Below are 18,724 nucleotides of genomic sequence, written 5' to 3' on the forward strand. Positions count from 1 at the left end.
GTGGCCGCACAGGCTCAACAGGAATCAGCGGTCGACTCGGAGCAGGACTCCGTTCGCGAGGACCCCGCGCGGGAGGACTCCGTACGGGACCGCGAGATCGGCGTGGAACAGGCGCACCTGGACCACGTGTACCGACGCCTCGAGGAGAAGATCCACGAGGCGGAGTTCCTCATGCACGACGCCGCCCAGCGCGGCCACGTCGGCACGCCCGGCGCCCTGGCCGAGCGCGACGCGCAGGTCTTCCGGGCCGGCATCCACCTCAACCGCCTGAACAACGAGTTCGAGGACTTCCTCTTCGGCCGCATCGACCTGCTCCTCGGCAAGGACGGCAAGAAGGGCCCCGACGGCGCCTACACCGCGGTCGAGCCCGCCGAGGGCGCCCTCAGGCCCGACGGCACGGCCGACATCGCGGAGACCCTGCACATCGGCCGCATCGGCGTCCTCGACGAGGACTACGCCCCGCTGGTCATCGACTGGCGGGCCCCCGCCGCCGCCCCCTTCTACCGGTCCACGCCCGTCGACCCGGGCCGGGTGGTGCGCCGCCGGGTGATCCGCTCCAAGGGACGGCGGGTCCTCGGCGTCGAGGACGACCTGATGCGGCCCGAGATCACGGCCCGCCTGAACGGCGAGGAGCTGGCCGTCGTCGGCGACGGCGCCCTGATGGCCGCCCTGGGCCAGGCCCGTACGCACTCCATGCGGGACATCGTGGCCTCCATCCAGGCCGAGCAGGACCAGGTGATCCGCGCCCCCGCCGCCTCCGTGACCTACGTCGAGGGCGGCCCCGGCACCGGCAAGACCGCCGTCGCGCTGCACCGCGCGGCGTACCTGCTCTACCAGGACCGGCGCCGGTACGCGGGCGGCATCCTGATCGTCTCGCCGACGCCGCTGCTGGTGGCGTACACCGAGGGCGTGCTGCCCTCGCTCGGCGAGGAGGGGCAGGTCGCCATCCGCGCGATCGGCTCCCTGGTCGACGGCGCGGAGGCCACGCTGTACGACTCCCCGGCCACCGCCCGCGTCAAGGGCTCCTCGCGCATGCTGCGGGTGCTGCGCAAGGCCGCGCGCGGGGCGCTGGAGCCGGCGGGCTCGCCGACCCTGCTCAGGGTCGTGGCCTTCGGCCGCCGGCTCGAACTGGAGGCCGAGGAACTGGCCGGCATCCGCCGCACCGTCCTCGGCGGCACCGCGCCCGTCAACCTGCTGCGCCCCCGCGCCCGCCGCCTGCTCCTGGACGCCCTGTGGCACAAGTCGGGCGCCGCCGCCCGGCACACCGACCCCGAGCTGGCCGCCGAGCTGCGTTCCTCCTTCGACGAGGACGTCAGCTCGGAGGACTCCTTCCTCGCCTTCCTGGACGCCTGGTGGCCGGAGCTGACCCCGGGTGCCGTGCTGGCCGCCATGGCGGACGAGCGGCGCCTGGGCCGCTGGGCCCGGCGGGTGCTGAACGGGGGCGAGGTCCGCAAGGTGGCCCGGTCGCTGCGGCGCGAGGGCCACTCCGTGCACGACATCGCCCTGCTCGACGAGCTCCAGGCGATCGTCGGGACCCCGGCCCGCCCCCGCAAGCGGCGCGAGCAGGACCCGCTGGACCAGCTCACCGGCCTGGAGGAGCTGATGCCGCAGCGCGAGGAGACCCAGTGGGAGCGCGCCGAGCGCCTCGCCCAGGAGCGCACCGAGTACGCCCACGTCATCGTCGACGAGGCCCAGGACCTCACGCCGATGCAGTGGCGGATGGTCGGCCGCCGCGGCCGGCACGCGACCTGGACGGTGGTCGGCGACCCGGCCCAGTCCTCCTGGTCCGATCCCGACGAGGCCGCCGCCGCCCGTGACGAGGCCCTCGGCGCCCGCCCGCGCCGCCGCTTCGAGCTGACCGTGAACTACCGCAACCCGGCCGAGATCGCCGAGCTGGCGGCCAAGGTCCTGGCCCTCGCCATGCCCGGGTCCCCGTCCCCGTCGGCCGTGCGCTCGACCGGCGTGGAACCGCGCTTCGCGGTGGTGGCGGACACCCTCGCCGAGACGGTACGGGCGGAGGCGGCCCGGCTGCTCGGTCTCGTGGACGGCACCGTCGGCGTCGTGGTCGCCATGAACCGGCGCGAGGAGGCCCGGCGCTGGCTGGCCGGGCTCGGCGACCGCGTGGTGGCGCTGGGCAGCCTGGAGGCCAAGGGCCTGGAGTACGACGCCACGGTCGTCGTCTCCCCGGCCGAGATCGCCGACGAGTCGCCCGCCGGACTGCGCGTGCTGTACGTCGCCCTGACCCGGGCCACCCAGCAGCTCACGGTCGTCTCCTGCGAGCGGGACGAGCCGGACGCCTCGGGGGTGCCGGACCTGCTGCGGGACTGAGGGAGCGCACCCGGGCACACGAGAGGCCCGCGCCGTCGGACGGCGCGGGCCTCTCGTCTTCGTTCACGTGGAACCGATCTTCGTCTAAGTGACACCGACCCGCCATGCTCGCCTCGCGGCAAGTGGTCGCTCGTAGCGACGAAGGTTGGGCCCGGGGGCTTGGATCGGGCCGGTGCCACGTCCAAGGTAACAAACGATCCCCGCAAGACAATTCCCGTCCCGCGGGTTCCTGCCGCCGCCGGGGCACGTCGGGGCGGACGCTCCCGGTGACCCCTTCCCCCGACGGGCTGATTCTCGTATGGTGGAAGTCGTTTTCCGAAATCGGAGCGAACAAAAAGTTCGCAATCCGGGGCGGCTACCGCGTACTCGGTGGTAGGTGCGACGATCGGACGGCACAACCCAGTTACACGGTGAAAGCAGAGGAAGTCGGCCATGGCAACGGCGCCCAGCGTCTCCTACTCGATGACGGTCCGACTGGAGGTGCCCGCGGGCGGAACCGCCGTCTCGCAGCTCACCACCGCGGTGGAGTCCGCCGGCGGCTCGGTCACCGGCCTCGACGTCACGGCCTCCGGGCACGACAAGCTCCGCATCGACGTCACCATCGCGGCAGGCTCGACCTCCCACGCCGAGGAGATCGTGGAGAAGCTGCGCGGCATCGAGGGCGTCAGCCTGGGCAAGGTCTCGGACCGTACGTTCCTCATGCACCTCGGCGGCAAGATCGAGATGGCGTCCAAGCACCCCATCCGCAACCGCGACGACCTGTCCATGGTCTACACGCCGGGCGTGGCCCGCGTCTGCATGGCGATCGCCGAGAACCCCGAGGACGCCCGCCGCCTGACCATCAAGCGGAACTCCGTTGCGGTCGTGACGGACGGCTCCGCCGTCCTCGGCCTCGGCAACATCGGCCCGAAGGCCGCGCTGCCGGTGATGGAGGGCAAGGCGGCCCTCTTCAAGCGGTTCGCCGGCATCGACGCCTGGCCGCTGTGCCTGGACACCCAGGACACCGACGCGATCGTCGAGATCGTCAAGGCCATCGCCCCCGGCTTCGCGGGCATCAACCTGGAGGACATCTCCGCGCCCCGCTGCTTCGAGATCGAGGCCCGGCTGCGCGAGGCCCTGGACATCCCGGTCTTCCACGACGACCAGCACGGCACCGCCATCGTCGTCCTCGCCGCGCTGACCAACGCCCTGCGCGTGGTGGAGAAGCCGATCGAGAACGTACGGGTCGTCATGTCCGGTGCCGGCGCGGCCGGCACGGCCATCCTGAAGCTGCTGCTGGCCGCGGGCGTCAAGAACGCCGTCGTCGCCGACATCCACGGCGTCGTGCACGCCGGCCGCGCCGACCTGGTCGACGCCGCCCCGGAGTCGGCGCTGCGCTGGATCGCCGACAACACCAACCCCGAGGGCCTCACCGGCACCCTGAAGGAGGCCGTGCACGGCGCGGACGTCTTCATCGGCGTCTCCGCCCCCAACGTCCTCGACGGCGCGGACGTGGCCGCCATGGCCGACGGCGCGATCGTGTTCGCGCTCGCGAACCCGGACCCCGAGGTGGATCCGGCGGTCGCCCGCGAGACGGCGGCGGTCGTCGCCACGGGCCGCTCCGACTTCCCGAACCAGATCAACAACGTCCTGGTCTTCCCCGGTGTGTTCCGCGGCCTGCTCGACGCCCAGTCCCGCACCGTGAACACCGAGATGATGCTGGCCGCCGCGCACGCCCTCGCGGACGTGGTGACCGAGGACGAGCTCAACCCGAACTACGTCATCCCCAGCGTCTTCAACGACAAGGTCGCCGGTGCCGTCGCGGGCGCCGTGCGGGAGGCGGCGAAGGCCGCCGGAGTGGTCGCGTAGGCTCCCCGGGCCCGGGCGGTCGGCCCCCGCCGCGGTGGCGAGGATCACCACGGCGGGCCGACACTCCGGCGCGTCGCGGGATGTCGGGCCTCGGATCGCCCTCTAGGGTTGCGCAAGGCTCAGGCCCTCTCGGCGTGTGACTCCCCAGGGTGCTCTCACGACCACCTGGGGGTGCCGGATTGGCTTTACCGCCGCAGGTGGAGGCAGGATGCCTCCCTGGGCGCGAGGGTCCGACGACCGACCCGGGTCCGGGGACTGTCAGAGGGCCCTGGCAGCATCGGCATCGCTGTGCCCAACATGCGGCTCCGCCGCGTGGCACGCCTCAACGGCAAGAAGAACACGGGAGTAACAACATGAACCGCAGTGAGCTGGTGGCCGCGCTGGCCGACCGCGCCGAGGTGACCCGCAAGGACGCCGACGCCGTGCTGGCCGCGTTCGCCGAGGTTGTCGGCGACATCGTCTCCAAGGGCGACGAGAAGGTCACCATCCCCGGCTTCCTGACCTTCGAGCGCACCCACCGTGCCGCTCGCACCGCCCGCAACCCGCAGACCGGCGAGCCGATCCAGATTCCGGCCGGCTACAGCGTCAAGGTCTCGGCGGGCTCCAAGCTGAAGGAAGCCGCCAAGGGCAAGTAGGCGCTCCGCCGTGAGCGCCGGGTGACTGCGCGGGCCGTTCGTTCCGCTTGCGGGCCGTGAGCGGCCGCGGGTGTGTCCGTGGCCGGTCGCACAGTCCCCGCGCCCCTTCGGGGGCGCTCCACTCGACGCCGATGGGGCGGTCACCCGGACTCGGGTGACCGCCCCATCGGCGTGTTCGCGGGTGACTAGCCCAGGGCCTTGCCCGGGAGCTCCACCTTCGCGCCGAGCTCGACGAGCTTGTCCATGAAGTTCTCGTAGCCGCGGTTGATCAGGTCGATGCCGTGGACCCGGGAGGTGCCCTGGGCCGCGAGGGCGGCGATCAGGTACGAGAAGCCGCCGCGCAGGTCGGGGATGACCAGGTCGGCGCCCTCCAGCTTGGTCGGTCCGGAGACGACGGCCGAGTGCAGGAAGTTGCGCTGGCCGAAGCGGCAGTCCGAGCCGCCCAGGCACTCGCGGTAGAGCTGGATGTGGGCGCCCATCTGGTTGAGCGCCGAGGTGAAGCCCAGCCGGGACTCGTAGACCGTCTCGTGGACGATGGACAGGCCCGTGGCCTGCGTCAGGGCGACCACCAGGGGCTGCTGCCAGTCCGTCTGGAAGCCGGGGTGCACGTCCGTCTCCAGGGCGATGGACTTCAGCCGGCCGCCCGGGTGCCAGAAGCGGATGCCCTCGTCGTCGATCTCGAAGGCCCCGCCCACCTTCCGGAAGGTGTTCAGGAACGTCATCATCGAGCGCTGCTGGGCGCCGCGGACGTAGACGTTGCCCTCGGTGGCCAGCGCCGCGGAGGCCCAGGAGGCGGCCTCCAGGCGGTCCGAGAGGGCCCGGTGGGTGTAGCCGCCCAGCTCGTCCACGCCGGTGACGCGGATCGTGCGGTCGGTGTCCATGGCGATGATCGCGCCCATTTTCTGCAGGACGCAGATCAGGTCCTCGATCTCGGGCTCCACGGCCGCGTTGGACAGCTCCGTGACGCCCTCGGCGAGCACGGCCGTCAGCAGCACCTGCTCGGTCGCGCCGACCGACGGGTACGGCAGCCGGATCTTCGTGCCGCGCAGCCGCTGCGGGGCCTCCAGGTACTGGCCGTCCGCCCGCTTCTCGATCCGCGCGCCGAACTGCCGCAGCACGTCGAAGTGGAAGTCGATGGGCCGGCCGCCGATGTCGCAGCCGCCCAGGCCCGGGATGAAGGCGTGGCCGAGGCGGTGCAGCAGCGGGCCGCAGAACAGGATCGGGATGCGCGACGAGCCCGCGTGGGCGTCGATGTCGGCGACGTTCGCGCTCTCCACATGGGTCGGGTCCATGACCAGCTCGCCGGGCTCCTCGCCCGGACGGACGGTCACCCCGTGCAGTTGCAGCAGTCCGCGTACGACCCGCACGTCGCGGATGTCCGGCACGTTGCGCAGCCGGCTCGGCGCGCTGCCCAGCAGGGCCGCCACCATCGCCTTCGGCACGAGGTTCTTCGCACCGCGGACCCGGATCTCGCCCTCCAGCGGGGTCCCGCCGTGGACAAGCAGTACGTCATCAGCGCCGTTGACGGTCATGAATCTCGCGTTCCGTGGGGTTGGGCAGGGGCCAGAAGGGAAAGGGTAATCGTCTTGTACCCCCCTTCCACGCGCCCCCGCACGGTCGGACAACGTCATGGATTTGTCACAACACGCGGTGTTCATCGGCGCGTACGCCGGGTCACGATCCCGGGGCGTGCGCGGGTGCGTGTTCACCCCCGTGCCTCCGATTGCCTCCCCACGGAGGGGGAACATGCGGGATCATGTCTGGCATGACCGAGGTGTCCTCGCTCACGGGGCGGCTGCTCGTGGCAACGCCCGCCCTGGCGGACCCGAACTTCGAGCGTGCGGTGGTGCTCCTCCTCGACCACGACGAGGAGGGCTCCCTCGGTGTCGTCCTGAACCGTCCCACACCGGTCGACGTGGGCGACATCCTGGAGGACTGGGCAGACCTGGCCGGCGAACCGGGCGTCGTCTTCCAGGGCGGACCGGTCTCGCTGGACTCGGCCCTGGGCGTCGCCGTCGTCCCCGGCGGGGCGGCGGGTGAGCGGGCGCCGCTGGGCTGGCGCCGGGTGCACGGCGCGATCGGTCTCGTGGACCTGGAGGCCCCGCCGGAGCTGCTGGCGTCCGCCGTGGGCGCCCTGCGCATCTTCGCCGGGTACGCGGGCTGGGGGCCCGGTCAGCTCGAGGACGAGCTGACCGAGGGCGCCTGGTACGTGGTGGAGTCCGAGCCCGGCGACGTCTCCTCGCCGTTCCCCGAGAGACTCTGGCGCGAGGTGCTGCGCCGCCAGCGCGGCGACCTGGCGATGGTGGCGACGTACCCGGACGACCCGTCGCTCAACTGAAGCGTGTGAGCTTCAGTACCCTTGGCGGTTATGAGCACTCTCGAGCCCGAGCGCGGGACAGGTACGGGAACCCTCGTCGAGCCGACGCCGCAGACGTCCCACGGCGACGGCGACCACGAGCGCTTCGCGCATTACGTCCAGAAGGACAAGATCATGGCGAGTGCCCTCGACGGCACCCCCGTCGTGGCGCTGTGCGGCAAGGTCTGGGTACCGGGCCGCGACCCGAAGAAGTATCCCGTCTGCCCCATGTGCAAGGAGATCTACGAGTCCATGAGCGGCGGCGGGGACGAGGGCAAGGGCGGCGACAAGAAGTAGGCGGCCGGTAGCGCCGCCGCCGTCGGAGATCTCGCAGACCTTCCCGAAGGCCCCCGGAGTGTGCCCGCGCGCACTCCGGGGGCCTTCGTGCGTCACGGCTGATGAACAAGAGGTTTACGAACTGGTTCAGACCTCTTGTGAACGGGTTCATGTCTCCCTACGCTCCTGGGTGTTGTGCAGAGCGAAACCGTCATTGCATATGTTGCAACGCACGTCCGGAGGAAAGACTCCATGAAGCTCGCCCCCCGCTTGGCCGTACTGCTGGCCGCGGCCGTCGTCGCCGCGACCGCCTGCGCACCCCAGACGTCCGACAACTCCTCCTCCGGCAAGGACGAGAAGAGCGGCACACTGCGCGTCTGGCTGTTCCAGGAGGTCAACAACAAGCCGAAGGAGAAGGTCGTCGACGCGGTCCTCGCCGGCTTCCGCAAGGCGCACGAGGACACCGAGGTCACCGTGGAGTACATCCCGGTCGAGACCCGCGCCCAGCGCATCAAGGCCGCCTTCAACGACCCGAAGAGCGCCCCCGACGTCATCGAGTTCGGCAACACCGACACCGCCGGATACGTCAAGGACGGCGGACTCGCCGACGTGACCGAGGACTTCGCCGCCTGGGACGAGGCCAAGGACGCCGACCCCACCGCCCGCCAGTCCGTCACCGTGGACGGAAAGGTCTACGGCGCCCCCTACTTCGTCGGCGTCCGCGCCCTGTACTACCGCACCGACGTCTTCGGCGAACTGGGCCTCAAGCCCCCCAAGTCGCTGGACGAACTGGCCGCCACCGCCAAGCAGGTGCGCGCCGCGAAGCCCGGTCTGTACGGCATCGCGGTCGGCGGCGCCTACACCTACGGCGCGATGCCCTTCATCTGGGCCAACGGCGGTGAACTCGCCGCGGGCAAGGGCGGTTCGTACGCCTCCGCGATCGACGGCGCCGCCGCCCAGAAGGGCATCAAGGCCTACACCTCCCTGTTCGGGGACGACAACTGTCCTGCCGCCAAGTGCGCCGGCATGGGCGGCAACGACACCGTCACCGCCTTCGCGTCCGGCAAGGCGGCCATGGCCATCGGCGGCGACTTCAGCCACCAGGCCGTGGAGGCCGGCCAGGTGAAGGGCAAGTACGCGGTCGTGCCGCTGCCCGGCGTCGAGTCCGGCTCCATAGCCCCCGCCTTCGCGGGCGGCAACAACATCGGCGTCCTCAAGAGCACCTCCCACCGCACCCTCGCCGTCGACCTGATGAAGCGGCTCGCGTCCAAGAAGGCGCAGGGCGACCTGTTCGACGCGATGGGCTTCCTGCCGACCTACACGGACGTACGGCAGCAGGTCGCGGCGAAGGAGCCGTTCGTGAAGCCGTTCGTCGACACGCTCGCCGCCGGCACGAAGTTCGTCCCGGCGTCTCCCGCGTGGGCGACGATCGACTCCTCGCAGGTGCTGCCGACGATGTTCCAGGAGGTGGTGAGCGGCAAGAAGGACGTGGGCGCTGCCGCCGGGGACGCGGCGAAGAAGATGGACGACGCGTTCGGTTCCGCCGGATGACGGGTTCGCCTGTGAGCCCGGGGGGCGTGGTCCGCGGGCCGGTGCGGGATCGTCGTGGTTCCTCGCGCCCACGCGGCGGCAGCCGCACATCCCGTACGGCCCCGCGCCCCTTCGGGCGCTCCTCCGCCACCCCCTGGATATACCTCGCCCCCGCTCTCGTCGTCCTCGGCGGGCTGCTGGTCTACCCCGTCTACCAGCTCGGGCTGATCTCCTTCCTCGAGTACACGCAGGCCCAGGTCAGTGGCGGGGAGCCGACGACCTTCCAAGGGTTCGGGAACTATGCCGAGCTGTTCGGGGACGGGGAGTTCTGGCGGGTGCTGCTCGCCACCGTCGTGTTCGCCGCCGCCTGTGTCGTCTCGACGCTGGCGGTCGGCTGTGCGCTCGCCGTGCTGCTCACCCGCGTGCGGGCCCTGCCGCGGCTGGCGTTGATGCTGGCGGGGCTGGGCGCGTGGGCGACCCCGGCGGTCACCGGGTCGACGGTGTGGCTGCTGCTGTTCGACCCGGACTTCGGGCCCGTCAACCGGATGCTGGGCCTCGGCGACCACTCGTGGACGTACGGGCGTTACAGCGCCTTCCTGCTCGTGCTGCTCGAAGTGGTCTGGTGCTCCTTCCCGTTCGTCATGGTGACCGTCTACGCCGGGATCCGCGCCGTGCCCGCCGAGGTGCTGGAGGCCGCCGCGCTCGACGGGGCGTCCCAGTGGCGGATCTGGCGGTCGGTGCTCGCGCCGATGCTCCGGCCGATCCTGACGGTCGTCACCATCCAGTCGGTCATCTGGGACTTCAAGGTCTTCACGCAGATCTACGTCATGACCAACGGCGGCGGCATCGCCGGCCAGAACCTCGTGCTCAACGTCTACGCCTACCAGAAGGCCTTCGCGTCCTCGCAGTACAGCCTCGGCTCCGCGATCGGTGTCGTCATGCTGCTGATCCTTCTCGCCGTGACGCTGGTCTACCTGCGGCTGCTGCGCCGCCAGGGGGAGGAGCTGTGAATCTTCCGCGCGCGCGTGTGCGCCGTCCGTGGCGGCTCGCGGCCGAGGCGTCCGCGCTGCTGATCGCCGTCGTGGTCGCCTTTCCGCTGTACTGGATGGTGCTGAGCGCCTTCAAACCGGCCGGGGAGATCGAGTCGAGCGAGCCCCGGCCCTGGACGCTCACCCCCACGCTGGATTCCTTCCGGCGCGTCTTCGAACAGCAGGAATTCGGCCGTTACTTTCTCAACAGCCTGATCGTGGCGGGCTCCGTCGTGATCGCCTCGGCGCTGATCGCGTTCCTCGCGGCGACAGCCGTGACGCGTTTCCGGTTCCGTTTCCGGACCACCCTGCTGATCATGTTCCTGGTGGCCCAGATGGTGCCCGTGGAGGCGCTCACCATCCCGCTCTTCTTCCTCATGCGGGACTTCGGCCAGCTGAACACGCTGGGTTCGCTGATCCTGCCCCACATCGCCTTCTCGCTGCCCTTCGCGATCTGGATGCTGCGGGGCTTCGTGAAAGCCGTGCCGGAGGCCCTGGAGGAGGCCGCCCACATCGACGGGGCGAGCCGGAGCCGCTTTCTCTGGCAGATCCTTTTCCCGCTGGTCTTCCCGGGGCTGGTGGCCACCAGCGTCTTCTCCTTCATCTCGACCTGGAACGACTTCCTGTTCGCCAAGTCGTTCATCATCAGCGACACCTCCCAGTCGACGCTGCCGATGGCGCTGCTGGTCTTCTACAAGCCGGACGATCCCGACTGGGGCGGCGTCATGGCCGCGTCCACGGTGATGACGATTCCGGTGCTGGTCTTCTTCGTACTCGTACAACGACGACTCGTCTCCGGCCTCGGCGGAGCGGTAAAGGACTGACGTGACCGACGTTCTCCCCCTGCCACAGCACCTCTCGTCCCAGGAGGACGCCTTCTTCGACCTCGGCCCGGACACCGCTCTGGTGGCCGGCGAAGGCACCGGGCGCACCGAGCGCTGGCTGCGCGCCACGCTGGGCGCCGCCACCGGCCTGCCGCTGGCACCGACGCCGGGCGGCGGCGGCGTCGTCCGGCTCGACCTCGACCCCGCTCTGCCCGCGGAGGGCTACCGCCTCGACGTCGCGCCGGAGGGCGTGCACCTCACCGGCGGTGACGCGGCCGGCCTCTTCTGGGGCGCCCAGACCCTGCGCCAGCTGCTCGGCCCGGACGCCTTCCGGCGGGCCCCGCTGCCCGAGCGGCACTGGCGGCTGCCGCTGGTCCGCGTCGAGGACGCGCCCCGCTTCCGCTGGCGGGGCCTGATGCTGGACGTCGCCCGGCACTTCATGCCCAAGGACGGCGTCCTGCGCTACCTGGACCTGATGGCCGCGCACAAACTCAACGTCCTGCACTTCCACCTGACGGACGACCAGGGCTGGCGCGTCGAGATCACGCGCCACCCGAAGCTCACCGAGACCGGCGCCTGGCGTTCGCGCACGAAATACGGCCACCGGGCGTCGCCGCTGTGGGAGGACAAACCCCACGGCGGTTACTACACCCAGGACGACATCCGGGAGATCGTCGCCTACGCCGCCGAACGGCACATCACCGTCGTCCCGGAAATCGACGTACCCGGACACTCGCAGGCCGCCATCGCCGCGTATCCCGAACTCGGCAACACGGACGTGATCGACACCACCGCCCTCTCCGTCTGGGACACCTGGGGCGTCTCCCCGAACGTACTCGCGCCCACCGAGACCGTGCTCCGCTTCTACGAGGGAGTGTTCGAGGAACTGCTGGAGCTTTTCCCCTCGGAGTTCGTCCACATCGGCGGCGACGAATGCCCGAAGGAACAGTGGCGGCGTTCGGCCACCGCGCAGGCGCGCATCGAGGAACTCGCCCTGGCCGACGAGGACGAACTCCAGGCCTGGATCATCCAGCACTTCGACACCTGGCTCACCGAACGCGGGCGCCGGCTCATCGGCTGGGACGAGATCCTGGAGGGCGGACTGGCCAAGGGCGCGGCCGTGGCGTCCTGGCGCGGCTACGCCGGCGGGGTCGCCGCCGCGCGGGCGGGACACGACGTCGTGATGTGTCCCGAACAGCAGGTGTACCTGGACCACCGGCAGGCCCCGGGCGAGGACGAACCCGTCCCGATCGGGTTCGTGCGCACCCTGGAGGACGTCTACCGGTTCGAGCCGGTTCCCGCCGAACTGACGCCGGACGAGTCCGGACACGTGATCGGCACCCAGGCGAACGTGTGGACCGAGGTGATGGAGAACCAGGGGCGCGTGGACTACCAGGTGTTCCCGAGGCTCGCCGCCTTCGCCGAGGTCGCCTGGAGCGCCCTGCCGGCCCCGGCCGACCGGGACTACGCCGCCTTCGAGCGGCGGATGGCCACGCACTACCGGCGCCTGGACGCCCTGGGCGTCGCCTACCGTCCGCCCGCCGGTCCGCTGCCCTGGCAGCGCCGGCCCGGCGTGCTCGGCCGCCCGATCGACGGCCCGCCGCCGAACAAGTGAGCACCTGAGCGGACGTACCGAGTGAACACGGAAGGGAAACGCCCCTAAACGTCACCGAAGAGTGGCAACTCGCGCGCACCGTACGTAACTCCGATTGCCGGAGATGTCGCGTGAAAACGGACCATCTCCCCGACGAGGTGGGCGAATGCCTCCTAGCGGACCCCTGCGTTCGGGCCCTGCGAAGATGTGCCAGAGTTGCCACGTCCGCCCTGTCAGGCCGTACCGTACGGCCACATGGGCGGGACCAGGTGGGACAGCGGGAAGGGGCAGTCGGGTTGACCACGCACGCACCGCAGGCGGCGCAGGCCGTCACGCTGCCCACGACACTCGACGAGGCCGTGGCGGCGCTCGCCGCGATGCCCGCGGCCGTTCCGGTCGCGGGCGGCACCGACCTGATGGCGGCCGTCAACTCCGGCCAGCTCAGGCCCGCCGCGCTGGTGGGCCTCGGCCGGATCAGCGAGATCCGCGGGTGGCAGTACCAGGACGGGCACGCGCTGCTCGGCGCGGGCCTCACCCACGCCCGTATGGGCCGCCCCGACTTCGCCGCGCTCATCCCGGCGCTCGCCGCCGCCGCGCGCGCGGCCGGACCGCCGCAGATCCGCAACGCGGGCACCCTGGGCGGCAACATCGCCTCGGCCGCCCCCACGGGGGACGCGCTGCCGGTGCTGGCCGCCCTGGAGGCGACGCTGATCATCGCGGGCCCGGACGGCGCCCGGCGCGAAGTGCCGGTCTCGCACCTGCTGGCGGGCATGGAGATGCTCCGTGCGGGGGAGCTGATCGGCTACGTGCGCGTGCCGCTGCTGCACGCGCCGCAGGTCTTCCTGAAGGCGACCGGCCGCACCGGCCCCGGCCGCGCGACGGCCTCCGTGGCGCTGGTCCTCGACCCGGCCCGGCGCGGCGTGCGCTGCGCCGTGGGCGCCATCGCGCCGATGCCCCTGCGGCCGCTGGAGGCCGAGCAGTGGGTGGCCTCGCTCATCGACTGGGACAACGGCCGCGCCATCGTCCCGGAGGCGCTGCACGGCTTCGGCGAGTACGTCGCCGCGGCCTGCATCCCCGACGAGGCGCCGGCCGAGGACGGCACCGTGCCGCCGCTGCCGCCCGCCGTACTGCACCTGCGGCGCACCGTCGCCGCGCTGGCCCGACGAGCACTGGGGAGGGCGCTGTCGTGACCGACGACCGGCATGGCGACGAATACGGCGACGAGTACGGGGACCGCGACTACGGGGACCGGCACACCGGCGGCACGCCGCCGAGCGGCGGACGCTGGGACCCGCTGCCCCAGGGCGAGTACGACGACGGCGCCACCGCCTTCGTGAAGCTCCCCGAGGGCGGGGTGGACGCGCTCTTCGCCTCCTCCGACAGCCCGCTCGCCGCGCCCGGACACGGCTACGTGCCGCCGCAGATCACCGTCGCGCCCGCCACCACCGCGGGCACCGACCCGGCCGCCACCGGTTCCTGGGCGATGCCTTCCGCACCGGTGGACGGCACCCAGTGGCAGACCCCGGAGGCCGGGCAGGACCCCGCCGGCCACCAGGGGTACGACGACTACGCCGCGCACCACGACCCGTACGGCGGGGCGGCGCCCTACGGCGCGCACACCGGGCACGCCGCGCACACCGGGCACGACGACCGGTTCGCCTTCCAGCCCGGGCCCACCGGACCGTGGGACTTCCCGCAGCCCGAGCCGGACCCGGCGGCGGCTCCGCCCGCGCCGGGCCAGGACGTGACCGGGCAGTGGTCCATCCCCGTCGCCGGCGGCGACCTGCCGGACGAGTCGGGCGAGTTCACCGCGTCGTCCCTGGCCGAGCAGTGGGGCACCGGCGCACCCGCCACCCTCCCCGGCGGCGCCCCCGCCCCCTGGGCGGCACAGTCCGCGGGCCAGCCGTGGGGCGAGCACCGGCAGGAGGGCACGCCGGACACCGACGAACGGTCCCCGGGGACCCGGCCCGCCGGGACGCCGTGGCCCGGGAGCACGACCCCACCCGTACCGTCCGTCGAGGAACGCCCCGAGGGCGTCCCGCAGGGGCCCGGCCCCGCCGGTGGCGGGCAGGAGCCCGGCCACCCCGAGAGTCTGCACGGGCCCGGTCCCGCGGGCGGCCCGGACGGGTCCGGTTCCGACGGGGGCCGGTACGCGCCGGGTCCGGCCGAGGGCTCGCACGGCGGCCCCGGTTCCGCCGAGGGAGTGCACGGGACGGGCCCCGACGGGGGCCGGTACGGGGCCGAGCCCGCGGGAGGGGTGCCTGGGTCGCGTGCCGCCGGGGGTCCGGACGGGTCCGGGCCTGACGGTGGTGCGTACGCGGCCGGTGCCGACAGGGGTCCGCACGGGCCGCTTTCCGCCGAGGCTGTGCACGGGTCGGGTCCCGACAGGGGCGCGTACGCGGCCGGTTCCGTCGCGGGTCCCCACGGGGCCGGACCGGTCGACGGTCCGAGTGGGCCCGACCCGGATGACGGCGTTCGGGCTCCCGGTGACGGTGCCGACGCCGGTGCGCATGGGGACGGGCCCGCAGGTGACGCTTACGCGTCCGGTCCCGCCGACGGCGCCCGCACGGCCGGTTCCGGCGAGGGCGTGCGCGGCTCCGGTTCCGCTCACGGTGCGGGCATCCCCGGCACCGCCGACGTCGAGCCCCCGTCCGGTTCCGAACAGGGCCCGGCCGGGTCCGGTCACGACGGGGGGCCGTACGCGTCCCGTTCCGTCGACGGCGTGCACGGGACCGCCCCCACCGGTCCGGACGGCGTGGGCACCCCTGGCGGTCCCGCCGGCGGCCCACCCGCAGACGACTCCGCCGCCGGGACGGCCCGCGGCGCCGAGGCGGTCACCGACGGGCGCACGGGGGCCGAGGAGGCCTCTGAGGGCCCCGCAGAGCCCTCGTCAGGTCCCGCCGAGGAGGCGAGGGACGGAAGCCGCCCGGAGGCCGCCGACGGCCCCGTGACGGCTCCCGCGCCGGCTCCCGCGCCGGCGGCCGGTCCGGAGCGGGTGTCCGAACCGGCGCCCGAGCCCGGACGGGAAGCCGGAGGAGGGCCGCGGCGCGAAGCCCCGGCCGACCACCGCGAAGCCCCGGCCGACCACCGCGAAGCCCCGGCCGACCACCGCGAAGCCGCAACCGACGCGTCCGACCCGGCCGGTGACGGGACCGACCCGGCGGAGGCGGGCGCGGCCGACGCCGCCGGCGACCCGCGGGAGCCCCGGACCGGCCCGGACGGGCCCCGGCCCGACGCGGCCGGCCCCGAGGCCGCCCCCGCCGCCGGGCCGCCCCCCGCCCCCGTCGGCCCGCAGGAGGAACACCCCCTCGCCTCCTACGTGCTGCGCGTCAACGGTGCCGACCGGCCCGTCACCGACGCCTGGATCGGCGAGTCGCTGCTGTACGTGCTGCGCGAGCGGCTCGGCCTCGCGGGCGCCAAGGACGGCTGCTCCCAGGGCGAGTGCGGCGCCTGCAACGTGCAGGTCGACGGCCGGCTCGTCGCCTCCTGCCTGGTCCCGGCCGTGACCTCGGCCGGCAGCGAGGTGCGTACCGTCGAGGGCCTGGCCACCGACGGACAGCCCTCGGACGTCCAGCGGGCGCTCGCCCGGCGCGGCGCCGTGCAGTGCGGGTTCTGCGTGCCCGGCATGGCGATGACCGTGCACAACCTCCTGGAGGGCAACCCGGCCCCGACCGAACTGGAGGCCCGCCAGGCCCTGTGCGGCAACCTGTGCCGCTGCTCCGGCTACCGGGGCGTCCTGGAGGCCGTCAAGGAGGTCGTCGCCGAACGCGAGGCGCACGCCGACGCCGAGGCGCAGACCGGCGCCGACGCCGACGAGCCCCGCATCCCGCACCAGGCCGGTCCCGGCGCGGGCGGCGTCCACCCGTCGGCGTTCGAGCCCCAGCCACCGCCGGACGCGCAGGACGCGACCGGACCGCACGACCGGCCGCCCTACGGCGACCACGGCAACCACGGCCAGGACGGAGGCCACGCGTGAGCAACGACGCCGCGACTGCGGAGGCCGAGGGAACCCCCGAGACCGCCGCCCCCGTCCCCGAGCCGATCCCGCACGGCCTCGGCGCGTCCCTGCCGCCCGCCGACGCCCGCGCCAAGACCGAGGGCACCTTCCCCTACGCCGCCGACCTGTGGGCCGAGGGCCTGCTGTGGGCCGCCGTGCTGCGCTCACCGCACCCGCACGCGCGCATCGTGTCCATCGACACCACCCACGCGCGCGAGATGCCCGGCGTACGGGCCGTCATCACCCACGAGGACGTGCCCGGCGCCCCGCTGCACGGCCGCGGCGCCCGCGCCGACCGCCCGGTGTTCGCCTCCGAGGTCGTACGCCACCACGGCGAGCCCCTCGCCGCCGTCGCCGCCGACCACCCGGACACCGCGCGGATGGCCGCCGCCGCCGTCATCGTCGAGTACGAGGTGCTCGACCCGGTCACCGACCCGGAGCAGGCCTTCGAGGCCGAACCCCTGCACCCCGACGGCAACCTGATCCGGCACATCCCGCTGCGCCACGGCGACCCGGAGGCGGCCGGCGAGATCGTCGTCGAGGGCCTGTACCGCATCGGCCGCCAGGACCCGGCGCCCATAGGGGCCGAGGCGGGTCTGGCCGTACCGCGTCCCGACGGCGGCGTGGAGCTGTACCTGGCCTCCACCGACCCGCACGGCGACCGCGACATCGCCGCCGCGTGCTACGGCCTCTCGCCCGAACAGGTGAAGATCGTCGTCACCGGGGTCCCGGGCGCCACCGCCGACCGCGAGGACCAGGGCTTCCAACTGCCGCTCGGCCTGCTCGCGCTGAAGACCGGCTGCCCGGTGAAACTGACCGCCACGCGCGAGGAGTCCTTCCTCGGACACACCCACCGCCACCCCACCCTCCTGCGCTACCGCCACCACGCGGACGCCGAGGGCCGGGTCGTGAAGGTCGAGGCGCAGATCCTCCTCGACGCGGGCGCCTACGCGGACACCTCGTCCGACGCCCTGGCCGCCGCGGTGGCCTTCGCCTGCGGCCCGTACGTCGTCCCCAACGCCTTCATCGAGGGCTGGGCCGTGCGCACCAACAACCCGCCCTCCGGCCACGTGCGCGGCGAGGGCGCCATGCAGGTGTGCGCCGCGTACGAGGCGCAGATGGACAAGATCGCCAAGAAGCTCGGCCTGGACCCCGCCGAGGTGCGGCTGCGCAACGTCATGGCCACCGGCGACGTGCTCCCCACCGGCCAGACGGTCACGTGCCCCGCGCCCGTCGCCGAACTCCTCCAGGCGGTCCGCGACTTCCCGCTGCCCGCCCTGCCCAAGGACACGCCCGAGGACGAGTGGCTGCTGCCCGGCGGCCCCGAGGGCGCGGGCGAACCGGGCGCGGTGCGCCGGGGCGTGGGCTACGGCATCGGCATGGTGCACATGCTGGGCGCCGAGGGCGCCGACGAGGTCTCCACGGCCACCGTGAAGGTCCAGGACGGCGTGGCGACGGTGCTGTGCGCGGCCGTCGAGACCGGCCAGGGCTTCACCACCCTGGCCCGGCAGATCGTGCAGGAGACCCTGGGTGTCGACGAGGTCCACGTGGCCCCCGTCGACACCGACCAGCCCCCGGCCGGCGCCGGCTGCCGGGGCCGCCACACCTGGGTGTCGGGCGGCGCCGTGGAACGCGCGGCCAAGATGGTCCGCACCCAGCTCCTGCAGCCGCTGGCCCACCAGTTCGGCATGTCCACCGAGCTGCTCCAGATCGCCGACGGCAAGATCACCTCGTACGACGGCGTGCTGTCGACGACGGTCGCCGAGGCGCTGGACGGCAAGGAACTGTGGGCCACCGCGCAGTGCCGCCCGCACCCGACCGAACCGCTCGACGAGGCCGGGCAGGGCGACGCGTTCGTCGGCATGGCCTTCTGCGCCATCCGCGCGGTGGTCGACGTCGACATCGAGATCGGCTCGGTACGGGTCGTGGAGCTGGCCGTCGCCCAGGACGTGGGCCGCGTCCTCAACCCGGCCCAGCTCACCGCCCGTATCGAGGCGGGCGTCACCCAGGGCGTCGGCATCGCGCTCACGGAGAACCTCCGCACCCCGCGCGGTCTCGTCCGCCACCCCGACCTGACCGGCTACGCCCTGCCGACGGCACTCGACACCCCCGACATCCGGATCGTGAAGCTCGTCGAGGAACGCGACGTGGTCGCCCCCTTCGGTGCCAAGGCCGTGAGCGCGGTCCCGGTGGTGGCCTCCCCGGCGGCCGTCGCCTCGGCCGTACGCGCGGCCACGGGACGCCCGGTCAACCGCCTCCCGATCCGCCCCCAGGCGGCGGTGGCCACGGGCACCTGAACCGCTGCCCG

13 protein-coding genes are annotated in these 18,724 nt (G+C 73.0%); 12 read left to right on the plus strand and 1 reads right to left on the minus strand.

Features of this window, described 5'->3' with window-relative positions; genetic code table 11:
- The 3 genes from Sdi02f_RS34520 (at position 1) to Sdi02f_RS34530 (ending at position 4,811) form a co-directional block, all read left to right on the plus strand.
- On the plus strand, positions 1-2,328 hold the full coding sequence (locus tag Sdi02f_RS34520) for a HelD family protein (protein WP_031184487.1): 2,328 nt from the start codon (positions 1-3) through the stop codon (positions 2,326-2,328).
- Positions 2,329-2,760: 432 nt separating this feature from the next.
- The gene (locus Sdi02f_RS34525) at positions 2,761-4,176 is read left to right on the plus strand and encodes an NAD-dependent malic enzyme (protein ID WP_030402033.1); all 1,416 of its coding nucleotides are present in this window, start codon (positions 2,761-2,763) and stop codon (positions 4,174-4,176) included.
- A 353-nt stretch (positions 4,177-4,529) separates the two neighbouring features.
- On the plus strand, positions 4,530-4,811 hold the full coding sequence (locus tag Sdi02f_RS34530; protein WP_003950507.1) for an HU family DNA-binding protein: 282 nt from the start codon (positions 4,530-4,532) through the stop codon (positions 4,809-4,811).
- 185 nt (positions 4,812-4,996) lie between these two features.
- Here Sdi02f_RS34530 and murA read toward each other — a convergent pair whose 3' ends face one another.
- Entirely contained in the window at positions 4,997-6,343 is a 1,347-nt protein-coding gene (gene murA, locus Sdi02f_RS34535; RefSeq protein ID WP_030402032.1) for a UDP-N-acetylglucosamine 1-carboxyvinyltransferase, read from the minus strand.
- A 233-nt stretch (positions 6,344-6,576) separates the two neighbouring features.
- Between murA and Sdi02f_RS34540 the strand changes: the two genes are divergently transcribed.
- The 9 genes from Sdi02f_RS34540 (at position 6,577) to Sdi02f_RS34580 (ending at position 18,713) form a co-directional block, all read left to right on the plus strand.
- Positions 6,577-7,149 carry a YqgE/AlgH family protein gene (locus tag Sdi02f_RS34540; protein ID WP_031184488.1) on the plus strand — a complete coding sequence of 191 codons (573 nt, stop codon included), beginning with the start codon at positions 6,577-6,579 and terminating at the stop codon, positions 7,147-7,149.
- 30 nt (positions 7,150-7,179) lie between these two features.
- Positions 7,180-7,464 carry a DUF3039 domain-containing protein gene (locus tag Sdi02f_RS34545; RefSeq protein ID WP_030402030.1) on the plus strand — a complete coding sequence of 95 codons (285 nt, stop codon included), beginning with the start codon at positions 7,180-7,182 and terminating at the stop codon, positions 7,462-7,464.
- Between the two features lie 231 nt (positions 7,465-7,695).
- Positions 7,696-8,994, plus strand: coding sequence for an extracellular solute-binding protein (locus Sdi02f_RS34550; RefSeq protein ID WP_030402029.1), 1,299 nt, complete (start codon positions 7,696-7,698; stop codon positions 8,992-8,994).
- Positions 8,991-9,983: a carbohydrate ABC transporter permease gene (locus tag Sdi02f_RS34555; RefSeq protein ID WP_031084292.1), complete on the plus strand. Its 993-nt coding sequence runs from the start codon at positions 8,991-8,993 to the stop codon at positions 9,981-9,983. The genes Sdi02f_RS34550 and Sdi02f_RS34555 overlap by 4 nt, the downstream gene beginning before the upstream one ends.
- Positions 9,980-10,825: a carbohydrate ABC transporter permease gene (locus tag Sdi02f_RS34560; RefSeq protein ID WP_030402027.1), complete on the plus strand. Its 846-nt coding sequence runs from the start codon at positions 9,980-9,982 to the stop codon at positions 10,823-10,825. Before Sdi02f_RS34555 ends, Sdi02f_RS34560 begins: the two co-directional genes overlap by 4 nt.
- A gap of 1 nt (position 10,826) precedes the next feature.
- Positions 10,827-12,440, plus strand: coding sequence for a beta-N-acetylhexosaminidase (locus tag Sdi02f_RS34565; RefSeq protein WP_108934744.1), 1,614 nt, complete (start codon positions 10,827-10,829; stop codon positions 12,438-12,440).
- 275 nt (positions 12,441-12,715) lie between these two features.
- Positions 12,716-13,609 carry an FAD binding domain-containing protein gene (locus tag Sdi02f_RS34570; RefSeq protein WP_030402025.1) on the plus strand — a complete coding sequence of 298 codons (894 nt, stop codon included), beginning with the start codon at positions 12,716-12,718 and terminating at the stop codon, positions 13,607-13,609.
- Positions 13,606-16,395, plus strand: coding sequence for a 2Fe-2S iron-sulfur cluster-binding protein (locus Sdi02f_RS36630; protein WP_245962278.1), 2,790 nt, complete (start codon positions 13,606-13,608; stop codon positions 16,393-16,395). Before Sdi02f_RS34570 ends, Sdi02f_RS36630 begins: the two co-directional genes overlap by 4 nt.
- Positions 16,392-18,713 (plus strand): xanthine dehydrogenase family protein molybdopterin-binding subunit, encoded by a 2,322-nt coding sequence (locus tag Sdi02f_RS34580; RefSeq protein ID WP_030402023.1) that lies wholly within the window; start codon positions 16,392-16,394, stop codon positions 18,711-18,713. The genes Sdi02f_RS36630 and Sdi02f_RS34580 overlap by 4 nt, the downstream gene beginning before the upstream one ends.
- The last annotated feature ends 11 nt before the right edge of the window (positions 18,714-18,724 follow it).

It is taken from the genome of Streptomyces ardesiacus (assembly GCF_003112575.1).
Taxonomy (GTDB): domain Bacteria; phylum Actinomycetota; class Actinomycetes; order Streptomycetales; family Streptomycetaceae; genus Streptomyces; species Streptomyces ardesiacus.

What these genes read in the sequence shown, in the direction of transcription:
- Sdi02f_RS34525 (WP_030402033.1), top strand. Translation starts at nt 2,761, where the DNA reads ATGGCAACGGCGCCCAGCGTCTCCTACTCGATGACGGTCCGACTGGAG.
- Sdi02f_RS34530 (WP_003950507.1), top strand. Translation starts at nt 4,530, where the DNA reads ATGAACCGCAGTGAGCTGGTGGCCGCGCTGGCCGACCGCGCCGAGGTG.
- murA (WP_030402032.1), bottom strand. Translation starts at nt 6,343, where the DNA reads ATGACCGTCAACGGCGCTGATGACGTACTGCTTGTCCACGGCGGGACC.
- Sdi02f_RS34540 (WP_031184488.1), top strand. Translation starts at nt 6,577, where the DNA reads ATGACCGAGGTGTCCTCGCTCACGGGGCGGCTGCTCGTGGCAACGCCC.
- Sdi02f_RS34545 (WP_030402030.1), top strand. Translation starts at nt 7,180, where the DNA reads ATGAGCACTCTCGAGCCCGAGCGCGGGACAGGTACGGGAACCCTCGTC.
- Sdi02f_RS34550 (WP_030402029.1), top strand. Translation starts at nt 7,696, where the DNA reads ATGAAGCTCGCCCCCCGCTTGGCCGTACTGCTGGCCGCGGCCGTCGTC.
- Sdi02f_RS34555 (WP_031084292.1), top strand. Translation starts at nt 8,991, where the DNA reads ATGACGGGTTCGCCTGTGAGCCCGGGGGGCGTGGTCCGCGGGCCGGTG.